Here is a 17,307-nt window from a genome sequence, read left to right on the forward strand (position 1 = left end):
GTGCGTACGGGCCGTTACGGCGTTACGCCGTTACACCTTTACGTCGCTACTCCGTGACCTCGTGGCCGTGGCCGTCGTGCAGGCCGCCGCCGCTGCCCGGCGTGCCGGTGCTGGGAGCCGGGGTGACCGGGCGGGTCAGCGAGCGCAGGTCGTGGGCGTACGTGCCGACCGCGTTGGCGATCACGTCGATGTTGACGTCGAAGTGGCGCATGTCGATGTTGCTCAGGTCGTCGCAGGCCTCGTGGTAGCACGGGTCGTACGCGACACCCGCCTGCCCGCCGTACGTACGGGCCTGGGCCGCCGTCTTGATGCCCTCGGCGCCCGTGAACGTACCGCCGGAGGGGATGCCCACCTCGATGAACGGCCCGTAGTCCGAGCGGCCGGTGAAGTCCGTGCCCTCGTGCTTCTTGCCCTTGCTGTCGAGGAACTTGTTGATGTCACGCTCCAACTGGGCGGAGCCCTCGGGGCCGGGGCCCTCCCCGACTCCGTCCGAGTCGTCGCCGTCGAAGACGAACTGGACGCCGTTGGGCGAGGCGATCATGTCGAAGTTCAGGTAGAGCGCGATCTGCTTGCGCTGCTTGTCGGAGAGGCCGGCGACGTACGCCTCCGAGCCGAGCAGGCCGTTCTCCTCGGCCGACCACCAGGCGAACCGGACCTTGTTGGCGGGCTTGCTCTTCGACTGGGCCAGTTTCAGGGCGACATCGAGCAGCCCGGCGGAGCCCGAGCCGTTGTCGTTGATGCCGGGCCCCTCGGTGACGGAGTCGAGGTGGGCGCCGAGCACCACGGTCTTCGCCGCCTTGCCTTCGCGCGTGTCGGCGATGACGTTGCGGGTGGTGCGCTCCTCCTGGAGCTCCCGGATCTCGAAGGAGACCGTCACCTCGCCGTCGGCCAGGTCGGCGGCGAGCTTCTCGCCCTCCTCCTGGCTGACCCCACCGGTCGGGATCCTGCCCTCCGAGGCCTCGCCGAGCGTGCCGGACAGGAGGCCCTCGGTGTTGTTGTAGATGACCGCGCCGGCCGCACCGGCCTCCGCTGCCGCCGCCTGCTTCTCGGCGAAGGTGCAGCCGCCGCGCTTGATCAGCGCGATCTTGCCGGTGAAGTTCGCGGAGGCGTAGTCGGACGCCTCGCAGCCCGGTGTGTCGTCGGCGGGGACGCCGACGAGCCCCGCCGTCAGACCGCCCACCGCGGTCGACGGGGTGAACGTCATCGCCTTGATCGTCACATCGCGGGACGTCGGCGACACCACGGCGAGCTTTTCGGCCAGGGTCTCCGTGTAGATGAAGCGGAAGGACTGATAGGAGACCTGGTATCCGGCGCGCTGGAGCTGCCGGTAGACGTACGCCGCCGAGGCGTCGTGGCCGAGCGATCCCGCCGCGCGGTGACCGCCGGACGAGTCGGCTATCGCCTGGAACTGCTGGAGGTGGCGGTAGGCGTCGCGTGCCGACGCCTTCTTCACCAGCTCCCGGGACAGCTTGACCGCCTCCTTCGAGGGGCCCTTCGCATGGCCTGGCCCGTGCGAAGGCCCGTGCGAAGGCCCGTGGTGCGGGGCGGCGCCCAGGAGGAGCGGTGTGGCCAGAGCGGTGGCGGCCACAACTGCCATGGCTCTGCGACGTGTTGCGTGCACAAGAGTCCTTCCGGTCGAGACGTGTCGGACGTGGAACGAATGTGCTGCGAAAGCTAGCGAGTGGGGTGGCTACTGGATACAGCAGTGGCTGGTTTTGATCGCTTCTACCGACAGTTCTGTCCGACCGTGTGGTGAGCTGTGCATTCCGGTCATCCCTTGGCCTTGCGGGAGCCCTGGGCCTTGGGTGAGCCCTGAGCCTTGGGTGAGCCTTTGGCTCTGGGGGAGCCCTTGGCCGCCTTCGCCGCTGCCTTGGCCTCCTGTTTGTACGCGCGCACCTCCGCGAGCGACTCCGGGCCGGTGATGTCGGCGACCGACCGGCGCGACCCGTCCTCGCCGTACGCCCCCGCCGCCGCCCGCCACCCCGTGGGACGTACGCCGAACTGCTTGCCGAGCAGCGCCAGGAAGATCCGGGCCTTCTGGGTGCCGAAACCCGGCAGGTCGTTCAGCCGTCGCAGCAGCTCCTCCCCGGTGTCCGCGTCCCGCCACACCGCGCTCGCGTCGCCCCCGTACTCCGCCACCAGGTACTGGCACAGCTGCTGGACCCGCTGGGCCATGGAGCCGGGGTAGCGGTGGAGGGCCGGTTTGGTGGTGAAGAGGGCGGTGAAGGCGTCGGGGTCGTAGGCGGCGATCTCCGCCGCGTCCAGGTCGTCCGAGCCCATCCGCTCCGCCAGCGTGTACGGGCCCGTGAACGCCCACTCCATCGGGACCTGTTGGTCCAGCAGCATGCCGACGAGGGCGGCCAGCGGGCTGCGGGCGAGGAGCGCGTCCGCCTCCGGCTGCTGGGCGATCCGCAGAGTGAGGTCCTTGCCGCTGTCGCTTTTCGTCATACTTTCGATGATCCCGAGGCCGGGCGTCGACGGCGACTCCAGTGACTCCAGTCGCGCCGATGGCCCGTGTCCGGGGGTGAGTGGTCCGGGGGTGAGTGGGGTGTCCCTTCACGAGTTCTGTGGCCGTCCGTGCCGTGCCGCTGCCCGATGAGGCAGCTCCGGGTGCCCCGGACCGGCCCGGGGGCGGGCTGGACGGGGTAGCGCGGGCGCCGCGATCGTGGAGAGTCGGCGACCGTGCGGTCAGGGGAGATGAGGATGGACGCGTACGACCTCGGGCACGAGCAGCAGGACCACGGCCACCACGAGCACGACCACCACGAGCACCAGGAACGTGAGCACGCCGACCACGGGCGCCACGAGCGCGAGCACCTGGCCCCCGGGCGCGACAGCCATGACGAGTCCGGGCACTCCGCGCAGGCCCACCACGTCTTCCGGGCGGCGGCCACCGGGCGTGCCGATGTCGTCGGTACGGCGGGGATGGGCATGCTCCAGCGAACCGTCGGCAACAGCGCGCTCGGCCCGTTGCTCCAGCGGGCCCGGTCGTCGTCGTCCGGCGCACCGGAGCAGGCCGAAGAGGCGGCCGGTGAACAGCAGCGGTCGCCCGTGCGCGACGTGGTCTCCTCCGGCGGCGGCTCGCCCCTGGACACCGACACCCGGGCGGACATGGAGAGCCGGATGGGCGCCGACTTCTCCGACGTACGCATCCACCACGACGACGCCGCCCACGAGTCGGCGAAGGGCGTCGGAGCGCACGCGTACACCGTCGGCAACGACGTGGTGTTCCAGCGTGACGCGTACGACCCCTCCTCGTCCCAGGGCCGTACGACGCTGGCCCACGAGCTGACCCATGTGATCCAGCAGCGCAACGGGCCCGTGGAGGGGACGGAGGCGCCGGGCGGGATCCGGGTCAGCGACCCCTCGGACCGGTTCGAACGCGAAGCCGTGGCGAACGCGGAACGGGTGCTGGCCGATCCGGCTCCGGCCGCTCCGGCCGCCCCGGTGGCGGCTGCCGCCCCGGCCGCCCCCGCCGTGCAGCGGACCGCCACGGAGGACGAGGACGAGGAACCCGCCGACGTACAGGGGTCGTTCGTCCAGCGGGCGGAGGAGAAGAAGCCGGAGGAGGAAGAGGAGGCTTCTCCGGAGTAGGCCTGTCCTGAAGGCCGCGTCAGTCCGGCGTGTCCTCTGAAGGCCGCGTCAGCCCTGCGTGCCCTCCGAAGGCCCCGTGTCAGCCCTGCGTGCCTTCCGAAGGCCCCGCGTCAGTCTGTCGTGTTCTCCGGGGGTCGCGTCAGTCTGTCGTGTCCTCCGAAGGCCGCGCGTCAATCCGGCGTGTACTCCAGAGATCGCGTCAGTCCGTCGCGTCCTCCGAGGGTGGCGTCAGCCCGCCGTGTCCTCCCGCATCGTGCCGCCCAGGAACATCGACGTCGCGCACCGGGCGGGGGCCGGGGCGCCCACCGGCTTGCCGACCCTCCGGCAGTCGATGGTCATCGTGACCTTGCCGCCCGCGGGTACCTGGATCGGGGTGACGAAGTGGTAGTCGGAGTCCCGGAAGTTCTCCAGCCCCAGGCTCAGGACACGGACGTCCTCGCCGGCCGTGACGGTGACCGTCCCCGCGTCGCCTTGCGGGTTCTGCACGACGATGTCGGTGAGCTGGAAGGTGTGGCCCGCCGGGACCTCCAGGGCCGTGCCGGTGTTGGAGCCGCCGCCCACCGCGTCCTGGACCCGGACCTGGGCGCTCGTCGGGGCGCCGCCGCCCGCCGCCGTGTCGCCGCTGCCCGGGGCAGGCGGGTCGGAGGGGCCGGGTGACGGGGTCGGGCCGGACGTGCCACCCGGGCCCGTACCGGCGGAGTCGCCGCCTCCGGGGCCCGTACCGGCCGGATCGGTACCATCCGGACCGGTACCGTCCGGTGCCTGGCTCCGGTCCGCCGCGGCGGCCGACCGTACCGCCTCGGGCGTGACCGCCTCCCGGGCCGCCGACTTCACCGCCGGGCGCAGCAGCAGGTACCAGAGGCCGACCAGGGCGAGGATGAGCACTGCGGCGGTGATCAGGGCGCGGGGCAGCCAGCGCGGCAGGATCGGGTCCTGCTGGTAGGAGCCGTCGACCAGTACGGGGGCCGGGGCCTCCTCGCCCTCGGCCGCCTGCGGGGCGGCGAACACCTGGAAGGGGTGCGTCACCGGCGTACCGCGCCACATCCGCCTCGCCGGCCGGATCCGCAGCTTCCCGAACCGCGCCTGGCCCGGCTCGATGCGCAGCTCGGGGACGTCGAAGTCCACCCGCGCCTGTTCCGTACCGGGCTGGGCTCCGAGCCGTACGGTCACCGGGACGTTGCCCCGGTTGTCGACGGCGAGCTGGTGGCGGCCGCTCCGCGACCCGTTGGAGCTGCGCGGGACCAGCTCGGCGGTGGTCTCCGTGAACGGCAGTACGGTCACCCGGCCCTCGGGCACCACCGTGTCGCCCCTGTCGCCGGTCGGCATCACCCGGATCCCGAACGTCGTCTCACCGGCGGGCACCGTCGCATCGCGCGGCGGCCGGAGCTTGAGCGCCACGGTCCCGGAGTCGCCCGGGTAGAGGGAGAGGACGGCGGGCTCCACCGCCGACCAGGCGGCGCAGGCACCGACCACCTCGAAGTGGTACTCCTCGACGGTCCGGCCGGAGTTCAGGATCTGCAGGGGAAGGGCCGTCTCCTCGCCCGGTGCGGCGGTGACGGACGTCGCGTCGAGGCTTGCCGTAAGACTCATACGGCGGACCGTAGAGCCGCCGTGGGGGCCCTACATCGGCCGCGGAGGAACACTTTCGGGCAGATTCGGTGCCCGTGGCAACCTTCCCGTTTCCTCGCCGGTAAGAACGGGAATCTTCAGTCCGCCTCACAACGGATGAGGCGGACGAATACAGCTGTGGAGCCTGTTGTGCACGCTGTGTGACGCTTCCGGCTGGTGCCCAGGGGGAGCATTCGCATGGAGCGCATCACGGTCGCCTTACGCGCGCAGGACCCGATTTCCCAGGCGGGTGTGGCCAGCCAGTTGCGGGCCCGCCCCGAGGTCAGCGTCCTGGAGCGGGACGCCGAAGAAGCATCGCCCCAGGTCGTGGTCGTGGTGGTGGACACGGTCGACGAGGACGTGCTGCGCATCCTGCGCCGCATCCAGCGGACCACCACCTGCCGCACAGTCCTGGTCACGACGGACATCGACGAGCAGAAGCTGGTGAGCGCGGCGGAGTGCGGGGTGGCCGGGGTGGTCCGGCGCTCCGAATCGACGCCGGACCATCTGGTCCAGGTCATCGGTACGGTGGCGCGCGGCGAGGGGCACCTCCCCTCCGACCTGCTCGGACGCCTCCTCGAAGAGGTCGGCAGGCTGCAGGGCCAGGTGCTCGGCCCGCGCGGTCTCCACTTCACCGGGCTCGCGGCGCGCGAGGTGGACGTCCTGCGGCTGGTCGCCGAGGGGTACGACACGGCGGACATCGCGACGAAGCTGGCGTACTCCGAGCGCACGATCAAGAACGTCCTGCACTCGGTGATGACCCGTCTGCAACTGCGTAACCGCTCGCACGCGGTGGCGTACGCGATGCGGCAGGGGCTGATCTGAGCGGCTCGGTGTGACCGGCCTGGTCTGACCGGCCTGGTCTGCCTGGCCTGGTCTGACCGGCTTGGTCCGACCAACCTGATGGCTCGACCAACCTGGTCTGACCAACCTGATCTGGCCGGCCTGGTCTGAGTGGCTTGGTCTGAGCGGCTTGATCTGATCGCTGTGTTCTGAACGCCGTTGCCCGATAGGGCAGTTGAGGCTTCCCGGGGGAGTGGCTCGCTCTCCGCTGTACGGGGGAGGCCGACGGGCGACGGTGGGAGCGGTGTGCGTCGACAGGGCGGCCGAACGGCCGTGGGGCGGGTGGCGGGGGGAGGATCACTGTGAGGTGGCTTCAGCCGGGAGCGGGGTCAGGGTCAGGGGCAGGGCCGGGATCGGGCGCGGAAGCAGGCTCAGGACCGGAAGCAGGCTCAGGACCGGGAGCGGGAGCGGGAGCGGGAGCGGGCTCAGGACTGGGAACTGGTACGCCGTCGTGGCCCCGGTCGGTAACGCGTCGGCTCCGGCTCCCCGGCGTACTCAGGCTCCCCGGCGCGCGCCGGTCCGTGGTGCTCGTCCTCCTCCTTCTGGCCGCCGGTCTCGCGCCGGCCTCCGGGGTGTCCGGGGCGTCCGGGGTGGCGGCGGCCGTGCCCGTGCCGCCGGAGCCGTGGGTCACCCCGGCGACGATGGAGGAGTCGCTGGACCCGGGCGGTTCGACGGGCGTGGAGAAGCGGGTACGGACTCCGGCGATCCCGCCCCGGCCGGATGTGGTCCTGCTGGTGGACGGCACGGGGAGCATGGCCGACCCGATCCGCAGCGTCCGGGAGAACGTGCCCGCGATCACCGGCAAGATCCTGGCCGAGCAGCCCGACTCGCGCTTCGCGGTCGCCACCTTCGGGGACCAGGAGGTCGACCCCGACGCCGGATTCGAGGTGCTCACGGAGCTGACGGACGACCTGGAGAAGGTGCAGGACGGCGTCGACAACCTGCGCACCGACCTCGGCTTCGGGAGCCGCGGCCCCTCGGAGGACTGGATCAACGGCCTGTGGCAGATCGCCGACGGGGCGGGCGGGAAGACGGAGTTCCGCGCGGGCGCGAGCCCGGTCGTCGTGCTCGTCGGTGACGCCTCCAGCCACGCGCCCAGCAACGGCCACACCATCGACGACACGATCTTCGCGCTCCAGGACAAGGGGGTGCGGGTGATCGGCGTCGACGTGGAGAGCGAGATCGGCGACGGCCTCAACGGCAACGGGGACGCGGGCGACCCCGAGTACGTCGAGGACCCGCCCACCACACCCGGCCAGGCCACCCGCATCATCGAGGCGACCGGTGGCCGGCTGCTGGAGGGCATCGACGGGGACCGGGTCGCCGAGGCGATCATCGACGGCTTCGACAACCTCCCCACCTCCGTCGGTCACCGCCTGGAGGAGTGCGACCCGCATCTGACGGTGGCCCTCGAACCGCCCGTACGCCAGTTGACCAGCGGTGGCACCGCCGTCTTCGAGGAGACGGTCGACGTGGCGGACGACGCTCCGCAGGGCACGACCCTGACCTGCACCGTGCAGTTCCTGCTCGGGACCCAGGTGCCGGGGGCGGACACCATCGGCCCGGCCGCCGTGCCCGACCCGGAGTTCCAGCAGCAGATCAGCATCGCCGTGAACGACGTCAACGCCCCGGTGGTCACGGTGGACGACCGTACGGCCAGGGCCACCGGCGACGACGGCGTACGGATCAGCTACACGGCGACCGCGACGGACCCCCAGGACGGGGACCTGCCGGTGACCTGCACACCGCCCTCCGGCTCGCTCTTCCCCGTCGGGACGACCACGGTCACCTGCTCGGCCACGGACGCGGCGGGCAATACGGGGACGGACACGGCACGGTTCGAGGTGCTGGCGCCCCCGGTCCCGCCGGACCCGCCCGTCCCGCCGGACCCGCCCACCTCACCGCCGCCGCCGCCCCCGCCGCCCGCCTCGGACCTCGCCGTACGGGCCGACGTCAGCCCGGACCGTACGTACGTGGGGCGCCCGGCGCGCGCCCGGTTCACGATCACCAACGCGGGCCCGGACACGGCGACGGGGGTCGTCCTCGGCGCGACCTGGCCGACGACGGCCGAGGCGAGGGACCGCACCTTGCCCGCCCTGACCCGCTGTACGGCGGCCCGCCCGTGCGCCATCCCCGCCGGGGGCCGGATCGAGGTGGTGCAGACGGCGACCTACCGGGAGGCGATCACCGGTGACGTACGGGCCACCGTGCGCGGCACGCTGCCCGACCTCCGTACCGCGAACAACCAGGCCGTGGACCGGCTGCGGGTCCTGAAGCCCTCGCTGACGGTGACTCCGCAGGTCGCCAAGCCGGGGCAGCCGGTACTGGCCCGGGGCAAGGACTACCCGCCGGGCGAGCTCGTACGTTTCACGTGGAACATCGGCATCACCGCCGACCGCTCCGGCGTACGGGTCGGCCGCGACGGCACCTTCGAGGTGCAGGTGCTGGTCCTGCGCAAGGACACCCTCGGCCCGCGCACCCTGCGGGCGGAGGCCCGTGACCTGCCACGACTCCAGAAACCGGTGCTGATCGTGCAACGCAACCTCCAGCCACCGGACTTCGCGGGCCGCTCATGATGACGCCGTTCCCGTGGAAGGAGGCCGGCGGATGATCCACGAAGTGGACGACGTCCTGCGCTCCCTCATCCGGGCCGAGGTGCTGGAGGGCCGCCAGATCTCGGTGGTCTTCGACGCCCCGACCCGCGAGTGGGCGGCCAAGGTCAACGCGCCGATGGTCAACCTCTACCTCTACGACATCCGGGAGGACATGCGGCGGCGGGAGCGGGGGCTGCACAACGAGTACGACGAGCGCGGCGCGATCGTCGCACGCCGCCGTCCGCCCCGCTACTTCAAGCTGTCGTACCTGATCACGGCGTGGACGAAGCGCCCGGAGGACGAACACCGCCTGCTCTCCTCGCTGCTGGCCTGCCTGCTCCGGTACGAGGCGCTGCCGCCGGAACGCCTTGCGGGCACCCTGGCGGAGGTCGGGGCCGCCGTCCCGATGTCGATCGCGCTGCCGCCGCCGGAGGACCGCTCGTTCGCCGATGTGTGGAGCGCGCTGGGCGGTGAGCTGAAGCCCTCGCTGGACCTGGTGATCAGCGTCCCGGTGACGGCCTCGCCGGTCTACGAGGCGGGCCCGCCGGTGGGCGACGAGGGGCTGCTGGCCCGGTTCGGGGACGTAACGGAGGCGGAGCCGGGGCCTGGGGAGGGCGAGACGGAGGCGCAGCCGGGGCGGGCCGGACTACCGGTGTACGGCTCCCGGCCGGGCCGACCGGTGCGGCAACCGTCGGGGTCGGGGCGAGGGCCGGGGCCGGGGCCGGGGCCGGGTGGAGAACGAGTACGGGCGGTCTCACTGCGCATCACGGAGACGCGGGGCGCTTCTGAGCAGGGGCGCGGCACGGAAACGCGGGGCACCTCTGAGGAGGGGCGGGGCACGAAGACGCGGGGTACGCGTGAGGAGGGGCGCGGCACGGAGACGCGGGGCGGCGCACCGGGGCGCGACACGTGACGCCGCAGGAGGGTACGGCCCCCAACCTCCATCACCTCCTCACCCGCGCGGCGGCCGTGGAACAGCGCATCCGGCACGCGGTGGAGCTGCGCCGCTCCACCGACCCGGACCCGGACAACGACTTCCGGGGCCTGTATCTGACGGACGAGAGCATTACGAGGCTGCTGGACGAGGAGGAGGCGAGGGGGTTCCCGCCCGTACCCGCAGCCGCTCTCGACGCGGGTCGGGAGGGCTCCCGGGAGGGCTCTTGCGAGGGCTCTCGACTGGCTTCCCTCGCAGCGGAGTTCGGCCTCACCCCTCTCGACACGGAGATCCTGCTCATCGCCCTCGTACCGGATCTGGACGACCGCTTCGAGGCGTTCTACGCCTACCTGAACGACGACGTGACCCGCCGCCGCCCGTCCATCGGCCTCGCCCTGGGCCTGTGCGGCGCGACCCTCTCGGACCCGGCGGCGCGGGGACGGCTGGCCGCCCGTTCGCCGCTGCGGGCCGGGGGGCTGCTCCTGGTGGAGGACCTGGACCGCCCGTTCCTGAGCCGCGCGCTGCGGGTGCCGGACCGGGTGGCGGCGCACCTTCTGGGCGACGACACCCCGGACCCGCGGCTGACGGAGCTGCTGGCGCCGTGGCAGGCGGTACGGGGGGTGGGGGACCCGGCCCCGCTGGCGGGGGTGCTGGCCGACGGCGTACCGCTGGCGTACCTGAGCGAGGACCAGGGCGGCGCGGGCACGGCCCTGGCCGCGTCGGCGCTGACGCTGGCGGGCCGGGGCGTGCTGGGCCTGGACCTGGCACGGCTGGCGGAGGACCCCGCCCCCTCCGAGGCGGTACGTTCCCTGGTCCGCGAGGCCCGCCTGACGGGCGCCGGCCTGGTCTGCGCGCCGCTGGACGCGGTGTCCAGGGAGCGCCCGCAACTGCTGAGGCTGCTCACGGCGACCCCGGTGCCGACGGTCCTGGTGGGCAGGGCCCCGTGGGACGCGTCGTGGTCGGTGACCCCGCCGCTGCTGCTGCACGCGCCCCGGGTGGAGCCGTCGGCGCGGGGTGCGTTGTGGACGGACGCGTACGACCGATGGGCCCCGGCCCCGCTCCCGCCCTCCATCGCCCCGGACCACCTGCTGGCTCCCTTCCTGCTCACCCCGGAACAGCTCACGGGCGCCGCCCGCAGCGCGGCCCAGACGGCCCGGCTGGCCGGGGGGGCGCTCACGGCGGACCACGTACGCCGGGGAGCCCGCGCCCAGAACGCGGCCGGCCTGGACCGCCTCGCCCGCCGCATCGAACCCACGGTGACCTGGGACGACCTGGTCCTCCCGCTCGACGCCCACACCCAGCTCCGCGAACTGACCGCCCGCGCCCGTCACCGGGACCGGGTGCTGGGGGAGTGGGGGATGCGGCCGGGCGGGGGCAGGGGGCGGGGCGTATCAGCACTCTTCGCGGGCGACTCGGGCACCGGCAAGACGATGTCGGCGGAGGTGATCGCCGCGGACCTGGGCCTGGACCTGTACACGGTCGACCTGGCGACGGTGATCGACAAGTACGTGGGCGAGACGGAGAAGAACCTGGAGCGCATCTTCACGGAGGCGGCCGGGGTGAACGGCGTACTGCTCTTCGACGAGGCGGACGCGATCTTCGGCAAGCGCTCGGACGTGAAGGACGCCCACGACCGCTACGCCAACGTGGAGAGCGCGTACCTCCTGCAACGCATGGAGTCCTTCGACGGCCTGGCCATCCTCGCCACCAACCTCCGCGCCAACCTGGACGACGCCTTCACCCGCCGCCTGGACCTGGTCATCGACTTCCCGGTCCCGGACCCCGACCAACGCCTCCTCCTCTGGGACCGCTGCCTGGGCCCGACCCTCCCCCGGGGCACCGACCTCGACCTCCCCTTCTGCGCCGAGAACTTCGAGCTGGCGGGCGGCAACATCCGCTCGATCGCGGTGACGGCCGCGTACCTGGCGGCGGACACGGGCGACGCGGTGACGATGGAGACGGTGATCCACGCGATCCAGCGGGAGTACCAGAAGCTGGGCCGGCTGACACTGGCCTCGGAGTTCGGGCCGTATCTGGGGCTGGTGTCGTAAGGGTGGCGGTCAGACCTTGACGATCCGCACCCGGTCACCGCAGAGCATCGCCAAATCCTCGGGATCGGAGGTCAGCACGACGGCCGGCTTCGGGGCGTGGAGCGCGGTGGCGGCGACCACGGCATCGATCGCGTACTTGTGCCCATGAAGGCCGGCGTCGAGAAGCAGGGCCATCGCGGTGCGCCCGATCTCCTCACTGACCGGCTCCACGTTCAGCCGGGACACGGCCCAGTTGAAGCGGGCGGAGTTCACCCGCGCGTGGTGGGCCTCGATGAGGGTGAGGATGCTGGTCACGACCCGCATGTCCTCCTTCTCGGCCCCGCGCACCAAGGCCATGACCTGGCGGTCGTCGGCCACCACCTTGGAGAGCCCCTCGCTGTCCAGGACGAGGGTGCCCGACCGGTTCATCAAGCCGCGCTCCCCACGCCGCCATCGGCGTCTCCGCGCAGCAGAGCACGGGCGGCGTCGATCTCGGCCTGGCTGAAGGCGCCATGCTCAGCCTCGTGCGCGGCGGTCAGCTCGGCCAGGTTGTCCCGCTCGATCTGCCGCTGCACGGCGGCGTCCACGTAGGCGGAGAACCCCCGCTTACCGACGCGCGCGCGGACGGCGGCGATGTTGCCCGAGTGCAGGCTGACGGAGACGTTGGCGGTGGGGCCTTCGCCGGGCCTGTAGGTGACGTTGTCGCTCATGGAATCATTCTAATAGTTTTACTAGCATAGAGAAGCGGCACGCATACACGCACTGCGCGACCGGGTCTGCTTCCGCTCGGTGGCGGTGCACAGGGGCACGTCCATGACGTACGGGCCGAGCGGCTCGCTCAGTGAAGCTGCCGCCTCGGAGAAAGCTACCTTTGGAAAAAATTAGGCGAAGGGTACCAGGCCCTCATCTTCGAAGTAAATGTGAACTCTATGAGGGTCCCCGGAGAGCAACGACGTCACGTCGCTCCTTTGGATAACAGGGTGTGCATACTCCGGTGAATCCGTAATCTCTAATCCTGGTCGGCACAGACGATAATCTTCACGCTTCCTGTAGCAAGACACGGGAACGCCTTGTTTGTGCAAGTGATGGGTGAGCTTCCATTCCAGTTCATCGGATACCAGCACACGACACCCCTCTTCAGCCAGGCGGGGCACGAGTTCTCTGTACGAGTGTTCGGATAGCGGGTTCCCCGTGAGGTCCAGATTGCTGAGCCGTGATGCCCCCATGAGCGGCGTGATGTCGGTAATAAAGTTCCGGGGAGCATAGCAGCTGATAAGAGGGAGACCAGGTATATCTGCGACCGATCTTAATCCGCTGTCCCTGACATTCAAAGAACTCAACATTTTCAGGCCAGCGGCCTGAGACAGATCTACTGGATCGCACGCAACCAAGGTCAGAACTTCCAGGCCACCGAACTTCCTCAGGCCGTAGAGACTTCGAGCGTGACGAACATGCAGATCTGTGACATTTTTGCACTCCTCATCGGTGAAAGGTTCATCGTGTCCAACAGCGCGTTCCAGTGACTTGCGAAGAGCGGGATCCAGAGTGGCGCTCATGCAATTTCCTTAGATCACGTAGCGTGGTTTTTTATGAGTCGGTCTAGTGTGTCGCGGACGCGATTGTAGGCCGCTTCCTGCGCCGTACCCAGTTCCTCGATGTCAAAGGGCTTCTGCTGCTGATTACTCTCCCCAACTCGATTTGGCTCGATCATCAGGGACTTGTAAGTCGCGATAATCTTCAGCTTCTTCTGGTCCGCGGAGAAATCTGAGGTGTCCCCGTCCCACATGAGCTTTCCATCTTCCAAAAGTGCGCGTAGCTTCTCGAGGAAATCTACGGGCTCGGCGTTCGGGTTGTTGCCCATAAAGTCGGTGAAGTAAACTCGCAGGCTGTCATGCCACTTTTTGTCGCGACCATTGAATATGGGGTTTCCGTCTTGCGTCATAAATGCGCCCACGTGTGCGTCCATGTCGTGACTTTCTACTACTTCTACGCTGTCGGTCAGGCGCACCTCCCAAATGACGTCGGTCGTGAGCGACCGTAAGGCGTGCTGTAATTCTATCCAAACATGTGGTTTTCCAACCTTCCCTCGGCTCATATCTGCTTCTAGAATATTAATCATGAGATTGGTCGGTATCCATTCATGGTGCCCGTCCTGAAGGTTGCGAAACTCTCCTTTCAGCCACTTTCGGTGAGGGTTTTCTCCGGGGCCAGGCTCATCCCAGAGACGTTTGAGGTCTGTAATGGTAACGCCACCTGACTCGTCAGATTCTGCCATGCCCTTGAGGAACTTCAGGAGCTTCCCGCCGCCAGCTGCGGCCTTAAGTTTTGGGTCCGCCTCACGTTTTGGCGTGGGCAGGGAAGAGAACCTGCCGTACTGACTGTCCTCGCTGAAAGCCAGGGCCTTTAGTTTCGCATTAAGGTCAGAATTCCTCTTGACCTCTGCCTTGGCATTCTTTTTTAGTTTGCTCACTGCCCCTTTCCCTGCCTTCTCATAAAAGGCAGATCGGGTTGAGTGGGTGGGGGTGGGGTCTAAAGTGTGCAGTGCGTACCGTTTAAAGGATTCTGCATTTGCTCCCATTTTCCTGGTGATTCCACCATTCAAGGATGGAGTGAAGTAGCCCAGCAAGTTTTTGTGGGTCGATTCCTTCTCCAGGTGCTCTATCGCCTTCGTTTCGAAGCCGTCCAGCGCGCTGCTCGATCCCCAGGCCGACGTCTCATCGAGTTGGGATTTCCACCAGTGTTCTTTCAGCTGTCCGGCGAACAGCTTTCCGTATTCTGGAAGGTGAACGTCTATATTGGGTATAAGCGCTTTTCCTGCCGTGCTTTGCGGGCTGGCTTTCGCGATAATTTCTATCTCGCCTGTGCGGTCGGCAGGATATTCGGCATGAAGAGATTTCAGCCCCTTAGGGCGGAGTCGAGCGGCGATCCCGGCTATGACGTCATCCAGTTCGCTCTGCTTGGCGAACGGCGCCGAAGTGGGTTCGATGAGCAACTTGCGGGCCTGTCGCTTCACGTCAAGGCTTTTCTTCGACTCGCCGGAGGAATCGGATTTGCGTGAAGACTGCTTCTTATCGCCCTTGTTTCTTCTGAGCTTCTGCCAGAGCGCCTTGCCCTTCTTGGCGATGAAGTCGACGATCTTGTCGATGGCCCGGGTCACCGGGCGTGAGACCGACTGGAAGACCGACTTGACCTTGTTGGCGAGGCCGCCGATGCCCAGCAGGGCGGCGAGGAAGCCGATGAGGAGGGGGACGCTGGTGGCGAGGGCGGTTTCGATGAGTTTGGGGACGCCGGCCTGGCCGCCGTTGGCTATGGCGATGACCGCGTCCAGGACCGCGTTGACGAAGTCCACGATCTGGGCGCCCTGGGTCACGATGAACGTGACGATGTCGATAATTCCCTTTACCGCGCGGACGAAGGCCGAGGCGGGGTTGAGCAGGGAGATGATCCAGGTGATGCCCGCGATGAGGACGGTGGGGATCAGGTAGGTCGTGAGTTTGCTGAGGATGGTGGCCTTGAGGTCGCCCGTCTCGGCCTGGATCTCCTTGACCGCGCCCGCCGGGCCCTCGCGGGCGAGGGAGCCGGCTACCGGGACGGACGTCTCGACCGTGCTCATCGCCTGCTCCGGGACGCCCTTGCGGGTGACGCGGGTGCGGATGTTGGCCCAGGTCAGGCCCAGGAGGGTCCCGATGAGCTGGATGATGCCCTTGAGGTCGAACCTGGCCGGAAGGTCCAGGCCCGCCTTGACCGCTGTGCCCAGGAGCCAGGAGACGACGCCGGTCTTCAGGTGGTCGGCGATGTTGGTGATGAAGAGGTTCAGGCCCGCGCCGACGGCTGTCACCAGGTTGCCCAGGAAGCCGATGGGGTCCTTGATGATCTTCATGATCGCGGAGGCGGCTTTGGCGAGGATGCCCAGGAGCAGGTTCTTCAGCTCGTTGATCGTCTTGATGGCTCCGGCGATGGCGTCCTTCGCCTTGTCGATCAGGCCCTTGTTGGCCTCCTGGAGCCTGGTGATCTCCTCGTCGATCTTGTTGAGGGCGGCGGTGTACTTCGAGGCCAGGTCCTGGACCAGTTGTTCGGACTTCTCGTTGACCGTTGTTTCCAGGTCGTCGAATTTGCCCGCGAAGTCCTTTGCCGCTTCCTCGCCGAACTGGCGCAGGTCCGCGGGGAGTTTGTCGACCTCGGCCTTCAGTTCTGTGCGGCCCTTGGCTATGCGGGACTTGGCCTTGCCGAGTTCGGCGCCGATGAGGTCGGCGACCGAGGAGATCACCGTCTGCATACGGGAGACGTAGAGCTTGCGGGACTCCTGGTAGAGGTCGTTCGCCTCCTTCGGGAGGCCGGTGAACTTGTCCTTGGCCCAGCGGAGCTTGCCCCGGGCGCCGGAGTACCGCTTGTCCTTGTACTTCTTCATGCGGCTCTTGTGGTCCGCCGTGAACGCGTCCCGGGCCGACTTCTCCCCGGACGTGAACGCCGTGTCGACCTTCTTGTCCAGGCCGGACAGCGTCTCCTCCACGTCCTTCTTCGTGGAGTCGTAGACCTTCTGGAGCTTGGCCGTGACCTCGGCGCGCTTCTTCTCGTCCTTGGACTTCGTGTCGTTCTTGCCGCCGTCGACCTGTTTCCCGGCCGAGGACCGGGTCGCTGACAGTGCTGTCATCGCCTGGGCGCCGGAGGCCGCCGCGTTCGCCTTGGCCGCCGACAGTTGCTGGTCCTCGGCCGACCTCCCCTTCGCGGGGGCCTTCTCGGAGTCCGTCTCGGCGGTCTTCTTCGCCGACAGCGCCTCGGTGAACTCCGGCTCGTTGCCCTTGGCGAGCTGCTCCTCGGTGACCTCCGCGTCCGCCAGCGCCTTGTCGTTGGCGGCCGGGCCCTCGGAGAAGTCCGTGACCGCCGCCGGCTGCTTCTCCGGGACCGCGTCCGTGGCGGAGGGGGCGCCGGGGGTGGCGGGCGGCTGGTCGGGGGTGAGGGGGGTGACGTCCTTGTCCTGGGCGGCGGACGTGTCGGGCGGGGCCTTCGTCGCCGTCTCGATGTCCTTGGCCGAGGCATCCTTGCCGTCGGTGACTTTGCCGTCGACTTCGGCTCTGACCTGGTCGGCCTTGCCGGACTTGGCGAACTTGTCGGCCTCGTCGAGGTTCTTGGGGGCCTGCGCGTCGATCGCCTTGTTCACCGCGTCGACGAAGGCCTTCTTGTCGAACTCCCCGGGCTTCGCGGCGTTCATCTTCTCGGCGTTGGCCGCTTTGCCCTGGGCTTCCTTGTCGTCGGGCGGGGCCACCGCCGCGTCCTGGGAGGCCTTCGACTCCGCCACCGCCGGGGCATGCGCGGCGAGCCTGGTCTTCTTCACCGCCACGTCCGCCTTCACGCCTCGGAAGCGGGCGGACTGGGCGGGGGCCGGTTTGACGGGGGCGGTGTAGCGCTGGGCGACCAGGCGGGAGACCGCCGCATTGCCGGCCATGCGCTGCAAGCGCTGGACGGAGCGGCGGTCGGGGGCGGCGGCCCGCCCCCGGGCCGGTGCCGGTGTCTCGGTTGTCGTCGCCTCGGTGCTCGCGGTGTCGGTGCGGCGCGGGGCGTCGTGGTGCGTCGGCGCGGTGGAAGGCTTCTCCGGTACCGCCTTCATGCGCCCCTCCCGCCCCTCCCGCCAGCCATGGATCTGCCCGGACCGTGGTGCCTGCCAGCCACAGTGGCGGGGACGCGGTGGCCGTACCGAGCGCGGGCG

The 17,307-nt window shown here is 69.2% G+C and carries 12 protein-coding genes; 5 read left to right on the plus strand and 7 right to left on the minus strand.

The window, feature by feature from the left end:
* Positions 1-46: 46 nt before the first annotated feature.
* Both AB0917_RS02525 and AB0917_RS02530 read right to left on the minus strand, forming a co-directional pair.
* Positions 47-1,597, minus strand: coding sequence for a M28 family metallopeptidase (locus AB0917_RS02525; protein ID WP_366817588.1), 1,551 nt, complete (start codon positions 1,595-1,597; stop codon positions 47-49).
* Positions 1,598-1,770: 173 nt separating this feature from the next.
* On the minus strand, positions 1,771-2,448 hold the full coding sequence (locus tag AB0917_RS02530; RefSeq protein ID WP_366817589.1) for an HhH-GPD-type base excision DNA repair protein: 678 nt from the start codon (positions 2,446-2,448) through the stop codon (positions 1,771-1,773).
* Between the two features lie 255 nt (positions 2,449-2,703).
* Between AB0917_RS02530 and AB0917_RS02535 the strand changes: the two genes are divergently transcribed.
* Positions 2,704-3,594, plus strand: coding sequence for a DUF4157 domain-containing protein (locus AB0917_RS02535; protein WP_366817590.1), 891 nt, complete (start codon positions 2,704-2,706; stop codon positions 3,592-3,594).
* A 228-nt stretch (positions 3,595-3,822) separates the two neighbouring features.
* Here the strand turns inward: AB0917_RS02535 and AB0917_RS02540 are convergent, their stop codons facing one another.
* Entirely contained in the window at positions 3,823-5,184 is a 1,362-nt protein-coding gene (locus tag AB0917_RS02540) for a hypothetical protein (protein WP_366817591.1), read from the minus strand.
* A gap of 216 nt (positions 5,185-5,400) precedes the next feature.
* On the opposite strand from AB0917_RS02540, the gene AB0917_RS02545 reads away from it, so the two are divergent.
* The 4 genes from AB0917_RS02545 to AB0917_RS02560 all read left to right on the plus strand — a co-directional run bounded on the left by AB0917_RS02545 (position 5,401) and on the right by AB0917_RS02560 (position 11,624).
* Positions 5,401-6,027: a response regulator transcription factor gene (locus tag AB0917_RS02545; RefSeq protein WP_366817592.1), complete on the plus strand. Its 627-nt coding sequence runs from the start codon at positions 5,401-5,403 to the stop codon at positions 6,025-6,027.
* A 659-nt stretch (positions 6,028-6,686) separates the two neighbouring features.
* Complete coding sequence (locus AB0917_RS02550; protein WP_366817632.1) at positions 6,687-8,621, plus strand: HYR domain-containing protein; 1,935 nt, start codon at positions 6,687-6,689, stop codon at positions 8,619-8,621.
* A 31-nt stretch (positions 8,622-8,652) separates the two neighbouring features.
* Positions 8,653-9,552: a DUF4255 domain-containing protein gene (locus AB0917_RS02555; RefSeq protein WP_366817593.1), complete on the plus strand. Its 900-nt coding sequence runs from the start codon at positions 8,653-8,655 to the stop codon at positions 9,550-9,552.
* Entirely contained in the window at positions 9,549-11,624 is a 2,076-nt protein-coding gene (locus tag AB0917_RS02560; protein ID WP_366817594.1) for an AAA family ATPase, read from the plus strand. The genes AB0917_RS02555 and AB0917_RS02560 overlap by 4 nt, the downstream gene beginning before the upstream one ends.
* A gap of 9 nt (positions 11,625-11,633) precedes the next feature.
* Here the strand turns inward: AB0917_RS02560 and AB0917_RS02565 are convergent, their stop codons facing one another.
* From AB0917_RS02565 to AB0917_RS02580, 4 genes are all read right to left on the minus strand, one after another.
* Positions 11,634-12,032 carry a DNA-binding protein gene (locus AB0917_RS02565; RefSeq protein ID WP_366817595.1) on the minus strand — a complete coding sequence of 133 codons (399 nt, stop codon included), beginning with the start codon at positions 12,030-12,032 and terminating at the stop codon, positions 11,634-11,636.
* Positions 12,032-12,313, minus strand: a complete 282-nt coding sequence (locus AB0917_RS02570) for a hypothetical protein (RefSeq protein WP_366817596.1) — start codon at positions 12,311-12,313, stop codon at positions 12,032-12,034. The genes AB0917_RS02565 and AB0917_RS02570 overlap by 1 nt, the downstream gene beginning before the upstream one ends.
* A 171-nt stretch (positions 12,314-12,484) precedes the next feature.
* Positions 12,485-13,159 carry a hypothetical protein gene (locus tag AB0917_RS02575; protein WP_366817597.1) on the minus strand — a complete coding sequence of 225 codons (675 nt, stop codon included), beginning with the start codon at positions 13,157-13,159 and terminating at the stop codon, positions 12,485-12,487.
* A 14-nt stretch (positions 13,160-13,173) separates the two neighbouring features.
* Complete coding sequence (locus AB0917_RS02580) at positions 13,174-17,208, minus strand: hypothetical protein (RefSeq protein WP_366817598.1); 4,035 nt, start codon at positions 17,206-17,208, stop codon at positions 13,174-13,176.
* Positions 17,209-17,307: the final 99 nt, after the last annotated feature.

The organism is Streptomyces sp. NPDC007346 (assembly GCF_040703535.1).
In the GTDB taxonomy this organism is placed as follows: Bacteria; Actinomycetota; Actinomycetes; order Streptomycetales; family Streptomycetaceae; genus Streptomyces.

Bases quoted from the DNA above. Each gene is read 5' to 3' on its own strand.
- AB0917_RS02525 (WP_366817588.1), bottom strand. From the start codon at position 1,597: ATGGCAGTTGTGGCCGCCACCGCTCTGGCCACACCGCTCCTCCTGGGC.
- AB0917_RS02530 (WP_366817589.1), bottom strand. From the start codon at position 2,448: ATGACGAAAAGCGACAGCGGCAAGGACCTCACTCTGCGGATCGCCCAG.
- AB0917_RS02535 (WP_366817590.1), top strand. From the start codon at position 2,704: ATGGACGCGTACGACCTCGGGCACGAGCAGCAGGACCACGGCCACCAC.
- AB0917_RS02540 (WP_366817591.1), bottom strand. From the start codon at position 5,184: ATGAGTCTTACGGCAAGCCTCGACGCGACGTCCGTCACCGCCGCACCG.
- AB0917_RS02545 (WP_366817592.1), top strand. From the start codon at position 5,401: ATGGAGCGCATCACGGTCGCCTTACGCGCGCAGGACCCGATTTCCCAG.
- AB0917_RS02550 (WP_366817632.1), top strand. From the start codon at position 6,687: ATGGAGGAGTCGCTGGACCCGGGCGGTTCGACGGGCGTGGAGAAGCGG.
- AB0917_RS02555 (WP_366817593.1), top strand. From the start codon at position 8,653: ATGATCCACGAAGTGGACGACGTCCTGCGCTCCCTCATCCGGGCCGAG.
- AB0917_RS02565 (WP_366817595.1), bottom strand. From the start codon at position 12,032: ATGAACCGGTCGGGCACCCTCGTCCTGGACAGCGAGGGGCTCTCCAAG.
- AB0917_RS02570 (WP_366817596.1), bottom strand. From the start codon at position 12,313: ATGAGCGACAACGTCACCTACAGGCCCGGCGAAGGCCCCACCGCCAAC.
- AB0917_RS02575 (WP_366817597.1), bottom strand. From the start codon at position 13,159: ATGAGCGCCACTCTGGATCCCGCTCTTCGCAAGTCACTGGAACGCGCT.
- AB0917_RS02580 (WP_366817598.1), bottom strand. From the start codon at position 17,208: ATGAAGGCGGTACCGGAGAAGCCTTCCACCGCGCCGACGCACCACGAC.